Annotated in this window: 12 protein-coding genes; 11 read left to right on the top strand and 1 reads right to left on the bottom strand. The window is 56.2% G+C overall.

Annotated features, from left to right (window positions below):
* Nucleotides 1–89: 89 nt before the first annotated feature.
* The 11 genes from Poly51_RS06385 to Poly51_RS06430 all read left to right on the top strand — a co-directional run bounded on the left by Poly51_RS06385 (nt 90) and on the right by Poly51_RS06430 (nt 15,204).
* Nucleotides 90–1,016: a YybH family protein gene (locus Poly51_RS06385; RefSeq protein ID WP_186775382.1), complete on the top strand. Its 927-nt coding sequence runs from the start codon at nt 90–92 to the stop codon at nt 1,014–1,016.
* Nucleotides 1,013–2,782 (top strand): mu-protocadherin- cell-suface protein, encoded by a 1,770-nt coding sequence (locus tag Poly51_RS06390; RefSeq protein WP_146455547.1) that lies wholly within the window; start codon nt 1,013–1,015, stop codon nt 2,780–2,782. The genes Poly51_RS06385 and Poly51_RS06390 overlap by 4 nt, the downstream gene beginning before the upstream one ends.
* Nucleotides 2,783–2,948: 166 nt before the next feature.
* Nucleotides 2,949–5,303, top strand: a complete 2,355-nt coding sequence (locus tag Poly51_RS06395; protein ID WP_146455549.1) for an arylsulfatase — start codon at nt 2,949–2,951, stop codon at nt 5,301–5,303.
* Nucleotides 5,304–5,328: 25 nt separating this feature from the next.
* Nucleotides 5,329–6,828, top strand: a complete 1,500-nt coding sequence (locus Poly51_RS06400; RefSeq protein ID WP_146455552.1) for an arylsulfatase — start codon at nt 5,329–5,331, stop codon at nt 6,826–6,828.
* A 173-nt stretch (nt 6,829–7,001) separates the two neighbouring features.
* On the top strand, nt 7,002–7,808 hold the full coding sequence (locus Poly51_RS06405; RefSeq protein WP_146455554.1) for a GxxExxY protein: 807 nt from the start codon (nt 7,002–7,004) through the stop codon (nt 7,806–7,808).
* Nucleotides 7,809–7,917: 109 nt separating this feature from the next.
* Nucleotides 7,918–9,648, top strand: coding sequence for an amidohydrolase (locus Poly51_RS06410; RefSeq protein WP_222435802.1), 1,731 nt, complete (start codon nt 7,918–7,920; stop codon nt 9,646–9,648).
* Between the two features lie 148 nt (nt 9,649–9,796).
* On the top strand, nt 9,797–11,122 hold the full coding sequence (locus Poly51_RS06415) for an META domain-containing protein (RefSeq protein WP_146455556.1): 1,326 nt from the start codon (nt 9,797–9,799) through the stop codon (nt 11,120–11,122).
* A 42-nt stretch (nt 11,123–11,164) separates the two neighbouring features.
* Nucleotides 11,165–13,537 (top strand): arylsulfatase, encoded by a 2,373-nt coding sequence (locus tag Poly51_RS06420; RefSeq protein ID WP_222435803.1) that lies wholly within the window; start codon nt 11,165–11,167, stop codon nt 13,535–13,537.
* Between the two features lie 34 nt (nt 13,538–13,571).
* Nucleotides 13,572–13,904: a DUF3302 domain-containing protein gene (locus tag Poly51_RS06425; RefSeq protein WP_146455558.1), complete on the top strand. Its 333-nt coding sequence runs from the start codon at nt 13,572–13,574 to the stop codon at nt 13,902–13,904.
* Nucleotides 13,905–13,918: 14 nt separating this feature from the next.
* On the top strand, nt 13,919–14,083 hold the full coding sequence (locus tag Poly51_RS30320) for a hypothetical protein (protein WP_186775383.1): 165 nt from the start codon (nt 13,919–13,921) through the stop codon (nt 14,081–14,083).
* A complete protein-coding gene (locus tag Poly51_RS06430; RefSeq protein WP_146455561.1) occupies nt 14,080–15,204 on the top strand; it encodes an HlyD family secretion protein in 1,125 nt (374 codons plus the stop codon). Before Poly51_RS30320 ends, Poly51_RS06430 begins: the two co-directional genes overlap by 4 nt.
* A 42-nt stretch (nt 15,205–15,246) precedes the next feature.
* Here the strand turns inward: Poly51_RS06430 and Poly51_RS06435 are convergent, their stop codons facing one another.
* The gene (locus tag Poly51_RS06435) at nt 15,247–16,305 is read right to left on the bottom strand and encodes a lipid-binding SYLF domain-containing protein (protein ID WP_246114306.1); all 1,059 of its coding nucleotides are present in this window, start codon (nt 16,303–16,305) and stop codon (nt 15,247–15,249) included.
* Nucleotides 16,306–16,390: the final 85 nt, after the last annotated feature.

A 16,390-nucleotide genomic window follows, 5' to 3' on the forward strand; every position in this document is an offset into this window, starting at 1 on the left:
ATGCGGGTCGCTGCTGGGTTGCCAATCCCATTGAAATGGCTAGCATCGCATGCAACATGTAATTACTTCTATGAATGCTGGGGGTTGGAATGAACAGATTGATCTTAGGGGCTGGATTCTTGTGGATTGTTGCCGGAATCGCCGCGGCTGACGATAACGCCGTGAACCAAGCGATCGGTCGCTATCAAGACGCCTTCAATCGACAAGATGTTTCCCTGATTGAAACTCTTTGGTTTGAAGCCGCCGTCCTGGAAGATGCTTCGGCACAAACGAATCTGACGGGTCGCGAAGCGATCATCGGTCAATTGAAAGATGCCTTTGCGCAAGACATCCCACCGACCTTATCCATTGAGACCGATTCCGTCGCCGTTCAAGCCGACGGGTCGATCCTGGTCACAGGAACCAACACGCTGACCTCGGGCGATTCGGCGGAGCCCAACCGTGAATCATTTGCCTTCACCGCCGCCCTCCGTTCCATCAACGGAAAGTGGCAGATCACGAAAGTCACCGAAACCACGATCGACGATGGTGAAAATCAAGCCTCGCCAAGCCCATTGCAAACGATCAAGTGGTTGGTGGGTGCTTGGTCGGCCGCCAGCGATGCGAGCGCCGACGAATCCGTCGGAAATCAAATCGTCAACGAGTTTCGGTTGGTGCCGGGGGATCGCTTTATGGTTCGCACATTTGGGACCGAGGGAGCGTCGTCACAGGATAGCCCCGGCTATCAAATGATCGGAACCCTTCCCGGCGAACAGCAACTTCGTTCGTGGACGTTCTTGGGCGATGGCTCGGTATCGCAAGGGAAATGGATCGTCGAGTCCGAACGAATTTTGATCGAATCAAGCGGTCGTCTGGCGGATGGATCGGAGGCCGCTGGAACGTACGTCCTCAATCGCATCGATGACAACACGATGACAATGAAAGTGGTCGGTCACACGATCAATGGTGAACCAGTTCCGTCGATGGGAACCGTCACGCTCACCCGCCAAACCACGACCCAGGAAACCCAACCATGATTTCAACAACCATGAAGTACGCCGGGCGACGAAGTTTTGCGATCGCAATCGCAGTGCTTGCGATGCTGTGCAGTGACCCGCTCTATCAAGCCGCCCAGGCGGGTGGCTTCGGTGGACGCGGCGGTGGCGGACGATCGATGGGCGGCGGTGGTCGGTCACTGGGCGGTGGCGGCGCACGCCCCAGCTTTAGTGGTGGCGGCTCCCGCCCCAGCTTCGGCGGCGGCCAAGTGTCTCGTCCGGATTTTAATTCTGGCGGCACCCGACCAAATTTTGGTGGCTCGAACAGTCGCCCAAGTTTTAGCGGTGGATCCCATTCATCGCCGGCGATGCCCAGTTTGAATCGCCCATCGATTAACCGTCCTGCCAGCACCCGGCCGTCGGTGACACGCCCCAGTGCCACAAGACCCAGCGTTACACGACCCAGCGCCACACGACCAACAACCAATCGACCCACGATCGATCGGCCGAACATTTCGAAACCTGGCGCGATCACGAAACCCGGTGGCGTGACCAAGCCTGGGGGAATCACAAGGCCCGGAAACATCACCAAGCCCGGCGGTGTTACCCGACCCGGCAATATCGGTGGCGGCGATGGACGTCCAGGATTGACCCGCCCTGACGGAAATCGCCCAAATATCGATCGACCGAACCTGTCGCGACCAGGGATGGATCGACCATCCGCAGGCGACGTCGGTGACTTCCTTGGGCTGGATCGGCCCGTTCGTCCCGACGCGAAACCCAATCGTCCGACGACACTTCCTGGGCGGGCTCCCGATCGCCGACCAGACATTGGAAACGGCAATGGCAGCAGAGTGATCGGCAACCTTGGCGATCGCGACAAGGTCAACATTGGTGACATCAACATTGGCAATAACAATGTCATCAGCAATCGCCCATCATGGTCCAACATCGATCGCGACCAGATCACGCAAATCAACAACCGGTGGGGCGATCAACTGGGTTCGGTCGGCAATTGGCAAACTCGTTATCCCGAACGTTTCGACCGTCGTCGCGACTGGGGCAACGACGTTCGCAATCGTTGGGTTGACCCTGGCTTCGGCCGCCCGGGTTGTTATCGCCCTGGTTACTTCCGACCGAACTGGTGGGTTCGTCATCCGTTCGCTTTCGGCGGATGGAGTTACTTCTACGCTTTCAATTCGTATCCCTACACGTATTGGTACACGACGCCAACTTACGTGCAAACGACACAGTGGGTTTCGTCGCCCACCGCATCGATGTCGGCCGAGGCACCGGTCTACTACGACTATGGCGATGGCGGCAACGTCACGATCGAAGACAACCGCGTCTACATCGGCGGCGAAGAAGTCGCCAGCACCGACGAGTTTGCCGAAAGCGCGGCGGAACTGGCAACGGTTGATCCGCCCACAGACGAGGACGCCGCCAAGGAAGCCGAGTGGTTGCCGTTGGGTACGTTCGCGCTGACGACCGACCCCGATGATGTGAACCCAAGCCAAGTGGTTCAGTTGGCCGTTGACAAGACGGGCATCATTTCCGGAACGCTCTACAACGAGACCACCGACAAGACCCAAGCCATTCAAGGAAGCGTTGACAAAGAGACACAGCGAGTCGCGATGCGTCTGGGCGAAAGCGAAACGGTGATCGCTGAAACAGGACTCTACAATTTGACGCAGGACGAGGCCTCGGTGCTGGTTCACTTTGGCAAGGACAAGACGGAAAACTACTTGCTGGTTCGGCTGGAAGAACCCGAGGACGATTCGTCGGAAGAAAACCCCAAGAGCGAATAGGCAAGATCGCGAAAGACTGAGCGGTAGATACGTGGCATAGGCTTCCAGCCTGTCGTTCGACAATTGGAAGGTTGGAAGCCTACCCAACCTTCAATCGCCGAATGTGATCGACCGCTCAGTCCGAAAGCTACTTGCTCCTTGTCTTTCAACAAGTCGGAGATCCTTCATGCGCCGCTTCATGGCTTCGTTTCTTATCGTCGTCGGCACACTTCCCTCACTCGTGGCCGCCGACGGTGATGGGAGTACGCTACCGTTTCCGCCGACGCCGACGGAAAGCGTCACCAAGCCACGGCTTGAGGATTCAACGATGAAGTGGCCGGCGGCCGTGAAGCGACTTTCCGATGATGCACCGAACATCTTGATCGTGATGTTGGATGATGTCGGCTTCGGAGTTTCCGAAACGTTTGGCGGTGAAATCAAGACGCCGACGTTCGACAAGTTGGCCAAGGAAGGGATCGCTTACAACGCCTTTCACACTTGTTCGATTTGTTCGCCAACGCGAGCGTCGTTGCTGACCGGACGCAATCACACTCGTATCGGCAGCGGCACGATCGCCGAACGAGCGATCGCGTTTGACGGTTACACGGGTATCATTCCCAAGTCTGCCGCGACGGTCGCCGAAGTGCTGAAGCATTACGGCTATCACACGTCCGCGTTCGGCAAATGGCACAACACGCCCGCAGTTGAAATCACCGCGATGGGGCCGAAGGACCATTGGCCTAACCACTACGGCTTTGAACACTTCTACGGATTCTTGGGCGGCGAAACATCGCAGTGGGAACCACGCCTGACGCGAAACTTTGACGCGATCGAGCCGCCAAAAAACGATCCGGAGTATCACCTGACCGTCGACATGGCCGACCAGGCTCTCGCGTGGCTGGACAACCACCAAGCGTTCTCGCCCGACAAGCCGTTCATGATGTACTGGGCACCTGGCGGTGTTCACGGCCCGCACCACATCTTTCCCGAATGGGCGGACAAGTACAAAGGCAAGTTTGATGACGGCTGGGACGAATACCGCAAACGTGTTCATGCTCGTCAGCTGGAAATGGGAATCATCCCGCCGGGAACGAAGCTCACCGAGCGTGATGACACGCTGGAAGCCTGGGACGACATTCCCGAAGACCAACGTGCATTTCAAACTCGCCTGATGGAACTCTTCGCGGGCTTCTTGGAACACACCGATGTGCAGGTCGGCCGCGTGATCGACGGCTTGGAACAACGCGGACTCCGCGACAACACATTGGTGTTCTACATCTTCGGCGACAACGGATCGAGCAGCGAAGGACAACGGGGATCGGTCAGCGAACTGCTGGCTCAAAACAACATCCCCAACACGATCGAGCAACAACTTGATGCGCTCGAGAAAATCGGTGGTCTGGAAGCTCTTGGAACTTCCGCGACCGACAACATCTATCACGCCGGTTGGGCGTGGGCGGGCAGCACTCCATTCAAGGGTACCAAACTGCTCGGTGCGTACTTCGGCGGCACGCGGAATCCGATGGTCGTTTCGTGGCCAGCGAAGATCAAACCCGATCGCAAACTACGAAACCAATTCCATCACGTGATCGACATCGCACCGACGGTCTACGAACTGCTGGACATCAAACCGCCAAGCGTCGTCAACGGCATCCAACAAATCCCCATCGACGGCGTCAGTTTGGCGTACACGTTTGGTGATGCTGACGCAGCGGGTCAAAAACAAACGCAGTTCTTTGATAACAACGGCAGCCGCGCGATCTATGAAGACGGTTGGTTGGCGTGCGCGTTCGGTCCCTTCATTCCCTGGAACACACCGGCATCGGTGCCTCGGATTGCGGCGTGGGATTCTGCCACCGACGAATGGGAACTCTACGACCTGCGAACCGACTTTTCACAGGCGAATGATTTGTCGAAAACCAACCCGGCAAAGCTCGCCGAAATGAAACACAAATTCATGCAGCTGGCCGAGGACAACAAGGACTTTCCGATCGGAGCGGGCAATTGGTTGCGGCTTCATCCGGAAGACCGCGTCAAAACCAATTACACGAATTGGACATTCAGCCAAACGACGCGGCGAATGCCCGAATTCGCGGCTCCCGGTATTGGGCGGCAGAGCACCGAAGTAACGCTCGACGTCGAGATCGGCGACAAAGCCAGCGGCGTGCTATATGCAGTCGGGGGCAGCGGTGGTGGCTTGACTGTGTTCATGGACGAAGGCCACCTCGTTTATGAATACAACATGATGATCATCGAAAACTATTCGCTGAAGTCGGCCAAGCCACTGTCGGCGGGCGAGCACACGATCACAATCTCGACCGACATCGAAGGCCCTGGCAAAGCGGGCGTCGCCGACGTCCGCGTCGATGGCGAGTCGATCGGCAAAGCAACGATCGCTCGAACCGTCCCCGCGGCCTTCAGCGCCACGGAGTCATTCGACGTTGGGATCGACCTGGGGTCGCCCGTGTCTCGTGCCTACCACGATCGACGTCCCTTTGCGTTCGATGGGAAGATCTCAAAAATGACTGTCCAACTGAAGTAACCCGTTCCTCCAGGAATCTATCAACATGAGACTGACTGCTCTATTGCTCTTGATCGCGGCTACACTTTCGGCGGTTGCAAGCGTCGCTTCCGCCGCGGACAAACCGAACATCCTGGTCATCATGGGCGACGACATTGGGTGGTTCAATCCGAGTTGTTACAACCACGGCATGATGGGATATCAAACGCCCAACATTGATTCGATTGCACGCGGCGGAGTGATGTTCACGGATGCCTATGGCCAACAAAGTTGCACGGCCGGGCGAGCGGCGTTCATCACTGGGCAATGCCCCAAGCGAACGGGACTGCTCAAAATTGGAATGCCTGGCGAGGATTCCGGATTGCAAAAAGAAGATCCGACCATCGCCGAACTCCTCAAGCCGATGGGTTACGCGACCGGGCAATTCGGTAAGAACCACCTCGGCGATCTCGATAAGTATCTGCCGACCAACCACGGCTTCGATGAGTTCTACGGCAACCTGTACCACCTCAACGCCGAAGAAGAACCCGAAGATCCGGACTATCCCAAGGATCCCGAGTTCCGCAAGAAGTTCGGTCCACGCGGTGTGATCAAGTCCAGTGCCGACGGAAAAATCGAAGACACCGGGCCGCTGACCAGCAAGCGAATGGAAACCATCGACACCGAATTCCTCGGCGGTGCGATGGACTTCATCGACCGACAACACAAAGCCGACAAGCCATTCTTCTGTTGGTTCAATTCGACTCGCATGCACATCTTCACGCACTTGCAAGACGAAGCCAAGGGAAAGACCGGGCGCGGCATCTACGCCGACGGCATGGTCGAACACGACGGTCACGTTGGTCAATTGCTTGGTAAGCTCGATGAACTCGGCATCACCGAAAACACGATCGTGATCTACACGACCGACAACGGAGCCGAAAAGTTTTCATGGCCCGACGGAGGAACGAGTCCCTTCCGTGGTGAGAAAGCGTCGACGTGGGAAGGCGGCATTCGCGTGCCGTTCGCAATCCGCTGGCCAGCTGCGATCAAGGGCGGACGTGTCTCCAACGAAATCGTCTCGCTCGAAGACTGCCTGCCAACGTTGCTCGCCGCTGCGGGCGAACCCGCGATCAAAGAGAAGTTGCTCAAGGGCCATCAAGCGGGCGACACCACCTACAAAGTCCACGTCGACGGCTACAATTTCTTGCCGTATTTGAAAGGCGAAGTCGAATCTGGACCGCGAGACACGTACTTTGCTTTCGTCGACGACGGCAGCCTTGGTGCGCTGCGATACAAGGCGTTCAAGTTTCACTTTTCAACCCAAACGCGAGATGGCATCGGGTCATGGTTCTTCAAGCAAGAAGAACGCAAGGCACCGCTGGTCATTGACTTGCGAGCCGACCCGTTCGAGGTCGCGCCCGAAGATTCTTCGTACTACGACGATTGGCTCGTGCGTCACATGTATGTGATGGTGCCCCTGAAAAACCTTGTCGGCAACTTCATGGCCACATTCAAGGACTTCCCCGTCCGGCAAGAAAGCGGCACCTTCACCCCCAAACAATAACGAACTCACCCTCCTTTTTTCATACCTCCATCTTATTACCAAAGTTCATTGGTGAGGAGATTGCTAAGAAAATGGAGGTAAGGAAATAAAACCCCAACACCCACGACTCTTCATTTCCTTACCTCCATTTTCGCACCAAAAATTCCCCCGACACTTTTCCCTGGCAAACTGCAATGCCCGTCCGATGTGCTCATTCGATTGCAAACCTTTCCACGGACGAGTTCGGTGAACTTGATTACCGGGTGATGGGGCATGCGTTTGATATGCACAACGAACTGGGGCGATTGGCGGATGAACGAATTTACCAAGCCGATCTAGCTGCTCGGATTGAGACGACCGGCATGAGGACTCGTCGCGAGTTCAAGATCCAACTTTCGCATCAGTCGTTTTGCAAATCGTTGTTCGTTGACTTCGTCGTCGCGGATCGGGGTGTGTATGAGTTGAAGGCAGTCAAGAAGATCACGGACGCTCACCTTGGGCAGTTGTTGACGTACCTGCTGTTACTCGATTTGTCGCATGGGAAAATCATTGACTTCGGATCTTCCGAAGTGGAATCCAAATTCGTCAACGCCACGCTCGACTCAGAATCGCGTCGAGCGTTTCGAATCAATGCATCCGACTATCGCGGCGAGGACCATTTTCGAGATCTCGTGATCGAACTGCTTCGAGATTGGGGAACCTCGCTGACCTTGTCGCTTTACATCGAAGCAATCGAACACCTGCTCGGCGGAAACCAAGTGGCCACTGCGATGCTACCGCTCAATCGAAACGGCGTTCCCCTGGGCAACCAGCGTTTTCAGCTCGCTTCAAGCGACACCGCGTTTAGGTTGACCGCAATGAAACAAGGCCTTGACGCATTTCAGAAACAGCTGTCGAGGCTCGTGCTGCACAGTCCACTTCAAGCGATCCACTGGGTCAATATCGCCCACGCTTTAGTCACCTTTCGTACGATCCGCCGCGCATCGTGCAAAGTTTGGTAAGAAAATGGAGGTAAGAAAATCCCAGCACCGATCACCCAATTCTCTCTTTATATTTTCTTACCTCCATTTTCTTACCAAAACCCCGTCCTCCATTCGCTTCACTGACGACATGCCTCTTCTTACAAAACAATTGATTGCCTCACTCTTGGTGATCGTCATCGCCTGTTTGGGCTGTGATCGTTGCCTGGGTCAGTCTGCCGATGCGATCTTCGTTGGTGGTGACATCATCACCGTCAATGACGTGTCGCCGTCGGCGGAAGCCATTGCGATTCGTGATGGCAAAATCGTTGCGGTGGGCGATCGCGACGCGGTGATGCAGACCCGCGGGCCTGAGACAAAGATTGTTGATCTGGATGGTCAAACGATGCTGCCGGGATTCATCGACGGTCACAGCCATTTTATCAACGCTCTTTCCGTCGCCAATCAAGCCAACGTCTATCCGCCGCCGTTCGGGCCGGGTGATTCCGTCGACGCGATTGTCAGCGCCGTTAAGACGCTGCAAGCCGAGCAGCAGTTTTCGCCCGGCGAATTGATCATGGCGTATGGCTATGACGACAATGCTTTGCCAGCGGATCGCAAGTTGACAGCGGCTGACTTGGATGCGGCGTTCGCCGACAACCCCGTCATTGTTCAACATGTGTCCCTGCACGGTGCCGTGCTGAACTCGGCCGCACTGAAGAAATACGCAATCACGGCAGAAACCGCCACGCCGCCCGGTGGGATCATCCTGCGGAAACCGGGCACGAACGAACCCGAGGGCTTGTTGATGGAAACGGCGTACCTGCCAATTTTTGAGTCGCTTGAAAAACCCAAGGGTGAGGCTCTCATCCAAGCCATCCAACGTGGACAGCAAATCTACGCTGAAGCGGGCATCACGACGTCTCATGAGGGCTCGTCGACTGCGTTGGATGTGCAGATTTTGAACCGTGCCGCCACCAACGGGGAACTTTACATCGACGTCATTGCGTTTCCGTTCATCACGGAACTCGATCGGGTACTGACGTCGTTTCTGGCCAATCAATTCGGCAAGTACAACCAACGATTCAAACTTGGCGGCGTCAAAATCACGATCGACGGTTCACCCCAGGGCAAGACCGCGGAGTTCACGACGCCGTATCTGACCGGCGGCCCCGGCGGCGAACCACGTTGGCGAGGCGAACCGACGTTTCCGATTGAAACGTTCGACGGCATGGTGAAGAAAGTTTACGACGCGGGCTTGCCGTTGATCGTGCATTGTAATGGCGACGCGGCGATCGACCATCTGTTGGCGGCGCACGAAAAGGCGTTGGGCGACAAGAAGTCCGACGATCATCGAACGGGCATCATTCACTGCCAATTCGTGCGGAAGGATCAACTCGACAAGATCGCCGAGTATAAGCTGTTCCCTTCGTTCTACACCGAGCACACGTACTTCTTCGCGGCCACGCACATTCAAAACCGCGGGCTGGAACAGGCATCGTTTCTAAGCCCGCTGAAATCATCGCTGGATCGAGGCATCCGGTTCGCTAACCACACCGATTTCAACGTCGCTCCGATCGACCAAATGTTCGTGATCTGGTCGGCGGTCAATCGCATGTCACGTGAAGGCGAAGTGCTTGATCCAGAACAGCGGATTTCAGCGATCGAAGCGATCAAGGCGGTGACTATTCACCCGGCGTATTGGTGTCGCGAGAAAGATCGCAAGGGATCGCTCGAAGTCGGCAAACTGGCCGACTTTGTGATCTTGGACAAGAACCCGCAGAAGGTCGACCCAATCGCGATCAAGGACATTCGTGTGATAAAAACAATCAAGGAAGGCGTGACTGTTTTTGCGTTGCCCAATCCAAGGAGACCAGAGTGAAGCACACCTCTGATCGCGTCTCGTGAAAAATCTGGCAAGAAAATGGAGGTAAGAAAATAAAAACTTCCATGCGCACCGCTTGATTTTCTTACCTCCATTTTCTTACCAAAACCAGTTCTCAATGATCCAACAAAACGCAGTCGAAGCCATGAAAACAGTCTGTTCACTTCTGATCTTCGCTCTCCTGTCGACACCTGTCGCGGCCCAAGACTCGTTGCCGTCTTGGAATGACGGGGCGTCGAAGCAAGCGATCGTTGCGTTTGTGAAGAAGGTAACGACCGAGGGTTCCGAGTCGTTCGTTCCGGCGGCGGAGCGGATTGCGGTGTTCGACAATGACGGCACGTTGTGGTGCGAGTTCCCGCTGCCCAACCAAGCCACCTTTGCGTTCGACGAAATCAAGCGTCTGTTGCCCGAGAATCCCGTTTGGAAAGACGATCCTGCCGTCACGGCGCTGGTCAGCGGTGATGTTGCGGCCTTGAAGGCCGACCACAACGCGGGCTTGATAAAGATCATCGCGTTGACGCACGCGGGGCTGACGCCTGACGAGTTTGACGAGCGAGTACAGAACTGGCTGGCGACCGCAAAACATCCCAAGTTCGACTGTGCTTACACGAACGTCATTTACCAACCGATGTTGGAAGTGCTCAATTACTTGCGAGCCAATGACTTTGAAACGTGGATCGTGTCGGGCGGCGGCAAGGACTTCATGCGAGTGTTCGCCGAAGCGACGTACGGGATCCCGCCCCAGCAAATCATCGGTTCGTACGGGAAGCTGAAGTATGAACTGAAAGAGGGTAAGCCGACGCTGACCAAGACGCTCGATTCGTTGTTCGTCGATGACAAAGAAGGCAAACCGGTGGGGATCGCTCAGTTCATTGGTCGTCGTCCGATCGCGTGCTTTGGAAACAGCGACGGAGATCAGGCGATGATGGAATACACCACGATCGACAACCCGCGACCAAGCTTCGGTTTGATCGTGCATCACACCGACGCCGAGCGTGAATACGCTTACGACGCGAACCCGACCAGCAGCGGCAAACTGACAACGGCACTCGACGCCGCTCCGCAGCGAGGATGGACGGTCGTGGATATGAAGCAAGATTGGAAAACGGTGTTCCCCGATGACCCCAAGGACGGAACGTCCAGCCTGATTGGCGAATGGTTGGTCGAAGACATCGCCGGCAAGGGCGTCGTTGATCGCGTTCAGACAACGGTCAATTTTTCAGCCGATGGCACCGCCAGTGGCAGCACGGGTGTGAATCGCTATTCGGGTAAAGCCGACATCGACGGCAACAAGCTGACCTTTGGGTCATTGGCCACCACTCGGATGGCCGGCCCTGCGGCGCTGATGGACCAAGAGCAGCGTTTCTTGACGGCAGCCGAAACGATCGTGGCTTTCGAGTTTGGTGAACCTGGGATCGTTTACTTCCTCGACAACAATGCCAACCGAGCGATGAAACTATCGAAGAAATAGCAGGCCTTTCCCAAGACTTCTCAACAACGAATTGCTACCACCATGATGCGACGACTCTCCATTTCGTTTGGCTGCTTGGTAATGTTCGCCACCAGCGGATTCACGTCGGGACAAGACATTTTGCCTTTCCCGCCAACCCCTTCGGCTTCGCAAGCCGGCGTGACGATTGCCAGTTCAACCTATCAAAAACGTGTCGAGCCGAAGCGTCTGCCTGCGGATGCTCCGAATATCTTGATCGTCTTGATGGATGACTTGGGTGCCGGAACGCCATCGACGTACGGCGGTGAGATCCATACGCCGACGCTCAGCCGAATCGCCGGTGCAGGCGTTTCGTACAACCGATTTCACTCGACCGCGATGTGTTCGCCAACTCGGGCATCACTGTTGACCGGTCGCAATCACACCCGCGTCGGCAACGGCCAGATCGCTGCGATCGCCAATGATTTCGACGGATTCAGTGGCATCATTCCCAAGTCTTCCGCGACGATGGCGGAGGTGTTGAAGGCGTACGGTTACAACACGTCCGCGTTCGGCAAGTGGCACAACACGCCCGAAGAACAGATCACCAACAAGGGGCCATTCGAGTATTGGCCGACGGGTTACGGGTTTGAGTACTTTTACGGATTCCTGGCCGGTGAAGCATCGCAGTACGAACCGACGATGGTACGCAACACGAACTACGTCGCCCATCCAGAAGTGTCCGGTGGCAACGATCACTATCACCTGTCCGAAGATTTGGCCGACGACGCGATCACTTGGCTGCGGGAACAGAAAGCCTACGCACCCGACAAGCCGTTCTTTATGTATTGGGCGCCCGGTGCGTCGCATGGTCCGCATCACGTGATGAAGGAATGGGCGGACAAGTACCACGGAAAGTTTGATGACGGCTGGGATGCCTATCGCGAGCGCGTGTTCGTGAATCAGAAACGACTTGGCTGGATTCCGGAGAACGCCAAGCTGACGGCTCGCGCGGACTCGATGGCCTCGTGGGATTCGATTCCCGAAAGCGAGAAGCCGTTTCAACGTCGCTTGATGGAAATCTTTGCTGGATTCACCGAACACGCGGACGCGCAAGTCGGACGTGTGATCGACGAGGTGGAATCTCAGGGCAGGCTCGACAACACGTTGGTGCTGTATATCTGGGGTGACAACGGTTCGTCGTCCGAAGGACTCTACGGGACGATCAGCGAGCAGTTGGCTCAAAACGGAATTCCGACCAAAATTTCGCAGCACTTGACGGCATTGGAAGAGCTCGGCGGACTCGATGCGTTGGGCACCGCGAAGACCGACAACATGTATCACGCCGGATGGGCTTGGGCGGGCAGCACGCCGTACAAGGGAACCAAGTTGCAAGGTGCGTACTTCGGTGGCACACGGCAACCGATGGCGGTGTCTTGGCCTAAGAAACTCAAGGCAGACAAAACAGCTCGACCTCAATTCCACCACGTCGTCGACATCGCTCCGACGATTTATGAATTGCTGGACATCCCTGCTCCTCAAGTCGTCAACGGTTTTTCGCAGGATCCATTCGATGGCGTCAGCATGGCTTATTCGCTTGACGATCCGGCAGCGACTGGCACGCGTCAAACGCAGTTCTTCGACATCATGGCCAGTCGCGGCGTGTACCAGAACGGTTGGTTCGCGAGTGCTCGCGGGCCGCGTGAACCTTGGGTCGGCGGCATTCCGCCGGGCATTCGCGAGTGGTCGCCGCTGACCGATACCTGGGAGCTTTACAACATCGACGAAGACTGGACGCAGGCGAACGATTTGGCGGCGGCCAATCCAGCCAAGCTGGAAGAGATGAAAGCGTTGTTTCTGACCGAGTCGGCGAAGAACAAAAACTTACCCATCGGTGGCGGCCTTTGGTCGACGGCGCTTTATCACCCCGAGGACGCACCGGCATCGCCCCTGACCCAGTGGACTTTCGATCATCCGATCACCGGCATGCCGGAATCCGCCGCACCGAAACTGGGTAAGGTCAGCAGCGTCGTGACGATGGAAGTCGATGTCCCCCAAGACGCCAACGGTGTGTTGTACGCCTTGGCGGGTTTCTCTGGGGGAGTGACCTGTTACGTGAACGAGGGCATCCTGTGTTACGAATTCAACCTGTTTGAAATTGAACGCACGAAGATTCGTTCCTCGTCCACGCTTCCGATTGGCCAAGCAACGATCGAAATCGAATCCAAGCTGGTCGACAAGATCGGCGGGCCAATGGAGATCACATTGCGAGTGGACGGCAAGGAAGTCGGCAAGGGCCGCGTGCCTCGCGCGATGTCGTTGCACTTCACCAGCAACGCAACGTTCGACATCGGCACGGACCTGGATTCGCCCGTCTCGCTGGACTACTACGACGAAGCACCATTCGAGTTCAGCGGTGCGATTGGCAAGACCACTGTGACTTACACGACGAAGTGAATGACTTAGAAATTTCGAACTTGAAAGCGAAGTGATGGAATATCAATTTGAGTCCATGGGCCCGGCGATCCGCGTGATCGTTTTGGTGTTCATGATGGTCTTTGCGGTTCTTGCGCTGGGTTTGGTCGTCATGCTGGCGATGCTGCCCGGCCGGATCGCCGCCTCGCGAAATCATCCTCAGCAACAAGCCGTCAGCGTTTGCGGATGGGTGGGATTGCCGACGGGAATCCTTTGGGCGATCGCGATGGTGTGGGCGTTTTGGATCGACAAGGATCAACGAACCGCATCGCCAACGATTGACTCAAAACTAGCCGGTCAACTCGACCAGCTCGAAAAATCACTCACCGCCCTCGAAGCAAGCCGCTAAGGAGTTCACAAAGCATGATTCCCGCCATCCTGAGTTGCGTTTACGTGATCTACCTTTACCGGACGTTGAACGCGCCAGCGTCGGAGCATACGACGGACGCTCAATCCGAATCGCTTTCGGATCGCGTGTCACGCATCCAAAGTCGAATCGACTCGCTCACCAAGGAATCCAAGTCATGAGCTGGTTACTTGGTGGAATTTATTGCGGCGTACTCTGGCTCGTTTTTGCGAAGCTGAAGCTCATTCGATTGTCCTTACCGATTGCGATCGTGGCGGGTTCGATTGGGCCTTCGCTGATCATCGCACTGTTGTTTTGTGCTCAGTACTTTCATCCGCTGACGTACAACGCAATCGCGTTTGAGCAAGTCGTGCCCATCGCTGCGGGCGTCAATCAACGCGGTCGTGTGATCGAAGTGGCGGTCAAACCCAACGTGCCCGTCAAAGCGGGCGAGGTTCTGTTTCGTGTCGACCCGGTTCCTTACGAAAACACGATTCGGCAATTGACCGCGGCACTAGAACAGGCCAACCAGAGCGAGAAGGTCGCCGAGGCGTCGGTAGAATTGGCCAACGCCAGCTTGGACCAGGCGACTTCAAGCTTGGAGCTTGCCAAGAAAACTCGCGATCGTGAACAGAAGCTGATGGATGAAAACGCAGGCAGCCAACAGAGCCTCGACACCGCGATCAACGGCTACAACCAAGCAGCCGCGTCCGCGATCCAAGCCAGCACATCGTTGTCGCAAGCCAACTTGGCGGTCAGTTCCGCAGCAGCCCAAATCGTGCAAACGCAAACCCAACTCGACACCGCCAACTATCAACTCGAACAAACGACTGTTGTTGCACCGACGGACGGATACGTCGTCAACTTGCAGCTTCGCGAGGGCATGATGGTCGGCGCGGTCAGTGGTCCGGTGCTCAGCTTTGTGCTCGAAAATTCGGACGACAACCGTGGTGTCGTCGTGGCTTCGTTCAACCAGAAAAACTATTTGAGAATCAAGCCCGGTCAATACGCCGAAGTGGCACTGCACAGTCATCCAGGCGAAATTTTCACAGGACGAGTCCTCAACACGATTGATGTGACGGGCGCTGGTCAGTTGACCGCATCGGGAATCCTGCCGACGATTCTAAGTTCGGGAAAACCATCTGCGTTCGCCGTGCGAATCAAACTCGACGAGGCTGACAGCGTCCGGTTGCCCGGTGGTACTCAAGCGCTCGCGGCCGTTTACACCGAAGACATTCAAATCGCCGGATTGCCGGTGATGTTTGTGATCCGAGCCCAAAGTTGGTTGCGGTACTTGATGTAACGACAGACCAAGCTTGTCGATAATTGACGCAGGCGATCACCCCTAACGACTGGGCGGTGGTGGAAGCTTGAGTTCTCCTGCGGTGACCGCAAGCGAATGTTGATAGTGACGGAGCATCCCGTCGACGGATCGAAACTCAGGGCGATCGGCCAGGTCGCGAAATTGAGGATCCGATTGTACGGCAGTGAATCGATCGATGATGGTCTGCAGCGAAGCGGGATCGGGGTCCGTGCCGCGGAACATTTCGGCGGGCAACGCCAGAAAGTTCGCCCATTGTTCGTCGAGTATTTTGTACAACTGGGGAGCAAGTTGAACGAGCTGATTGCGGATCACCTCGGATTCGCGAGACACGTGATGTTCACCAAGTCCGGGGTTGAATGCGGGTTGCGGATTGGCTTCCGCGTGACCGGCGTACGAAGCAACCGCGATCGTTAACTCGCCGGCGGCGGTCGGGACGATTACCGGCTGGCCCGGCGCGGGGCTTCGATAATACGAGCCGTTGGCGATCGGATCGACTCGAACAACGGATCCGTCAATCGAAACGCCTGCGAATAGTCCGCGACTGCGCGAGTAGGTGTAGATTTCCGCTTTGAGTTGACCATCGGTGGCCACACCGGTTTCGCGTCCGACGGGGCCCGCGGCTGCGGCGGCATCGGCGCCCAAAGTCAACTTGCCCGACAGTAGTCCTTGGATGCTGCGCGCGGTTTTGAAGACCAGGATAATGTCCGACGACTGAACACCGACTTGCCAGCCAATATTTCCGCCGGTCAACGACACAAAGACGGGCGCATGCCAAATTCCGTTGGGTTCCCGAACGAATACCAGGCCACGGCCATGCCTCGCACCGACGATAAAACTGCCTTTGACGACATTGGGAATGATCGCAACACCAAACGCGTCTGCCAACATCGCTTGCGGAATGCGGCTACCCGCCGTGTCCATCGTTTCGCGAAGCACCGTCGTTGATTCGCGAACCACCCGATCCTCCGCCGTTTCGGGCGTGCCCTGGGCGGACACCATGGGAGCGTGGTTCAGGTATGCGAACGACAACAGGCATCCGAAGGAAAAAACAACGGCGACGCGGGCGAGTGAACTTGGCACGGCAAGAATCCTTTGGGTCGAACGAAAGCCATTTCTGTGGAGTACTTGGCAGTCTAACGCGAAACCAACATTCGCGAATATGCCA

Origin of the sequence: Rubripirellula tenax (assembly GCF_007860125.1) — a bacterium.
Taxonomy (GTDB): Bacteria; Planctomycetota; Planctomycetia; order Pirellulales; family Pirellulaceae; genus Rubripirellula; species Rubripirellula tenax.

Excerpts from the sequence above, each read along its gene's own strand:
- Poly51_RS06385 (WP_186775382.1), top strand. The coding sequence starts at position 90 with ATGAACAGATTGATCTTAGGGGCTGGATTCTTGTGGATTGTTGCCGGA.
- Poly51_RS06390 (WP_146455547.1), top strand. The coding sequence starts at position 1,013 with ATGATTTCAACAACCATGAAGTACGCCGGGCGACGAAGTTTTGCGATC.
- Poly51_RS06395 (WP_146455549.1), top strand. The coding sequence starts at position 2,949 with ATGCGCCGCTTCATGGCTTCGTTTCTTATCGTCGTCGGCACACTTCCC.
- Poly51_RS06400 (WP_146455552.1), top strand. The coding sequence starts at position 5,329 with ATGAGACTGACTGCTCTATTGCTCTTGATCGCGGCTACACTTTCGGCG.
- Poly51_RS06405 (WP_146455554.1), top strand. The coding sequence starts at position 7,002 with ATGCCCGTCCGATGTGCTCATTCGATTGCAAACCTTTCCACGGACGAG.
- Poly51_RS06410 (WP_222435802.1), top strand. The coding sequence starts at position 7,918 with ATGCCTCTTCTTACAAAACAATTGATTGCCTCACTCTTGGTGATCGTC.
- Poly51_RS06415 (WP_146455556.1), top strand. The coding sequence starts at position 9,797 with ATGAAAACAGTCTGTTCACTTCTGATCTTCGCTCTCCTGTCGACACCT.
- Poly51_RS06420 (WP_222435803.1), top strand. The coding sequence starts at position 11,165 with ATGATGCGACGACTCTCCATTTCGTTTGGCTGCTTGGTAATGTTCGCC.
- Poly51_RS06425 (WP_146455558.1), top strand. The coding sequence starts at position 13,572 with ATGGAATATCAATTTGAGTCCATGGGCCCGGCGATCCGCGTGATCGTT.
- Poly51_RS30320 (WP_186775383.1), top strand. The coding sequence starts at position 13,919 with ATGATTCCCGCCATCCTGAGTTGCGTTTACGTGATCTACCTTTACCGG.
- Poly51_RS06430 (WP_146455561.1), top strand. The coding sequence starts at position 14,080 with ATGAGCTGGTTACTTGGTGGAATTTATTGCGGCGTACTCTGGCTCGTT.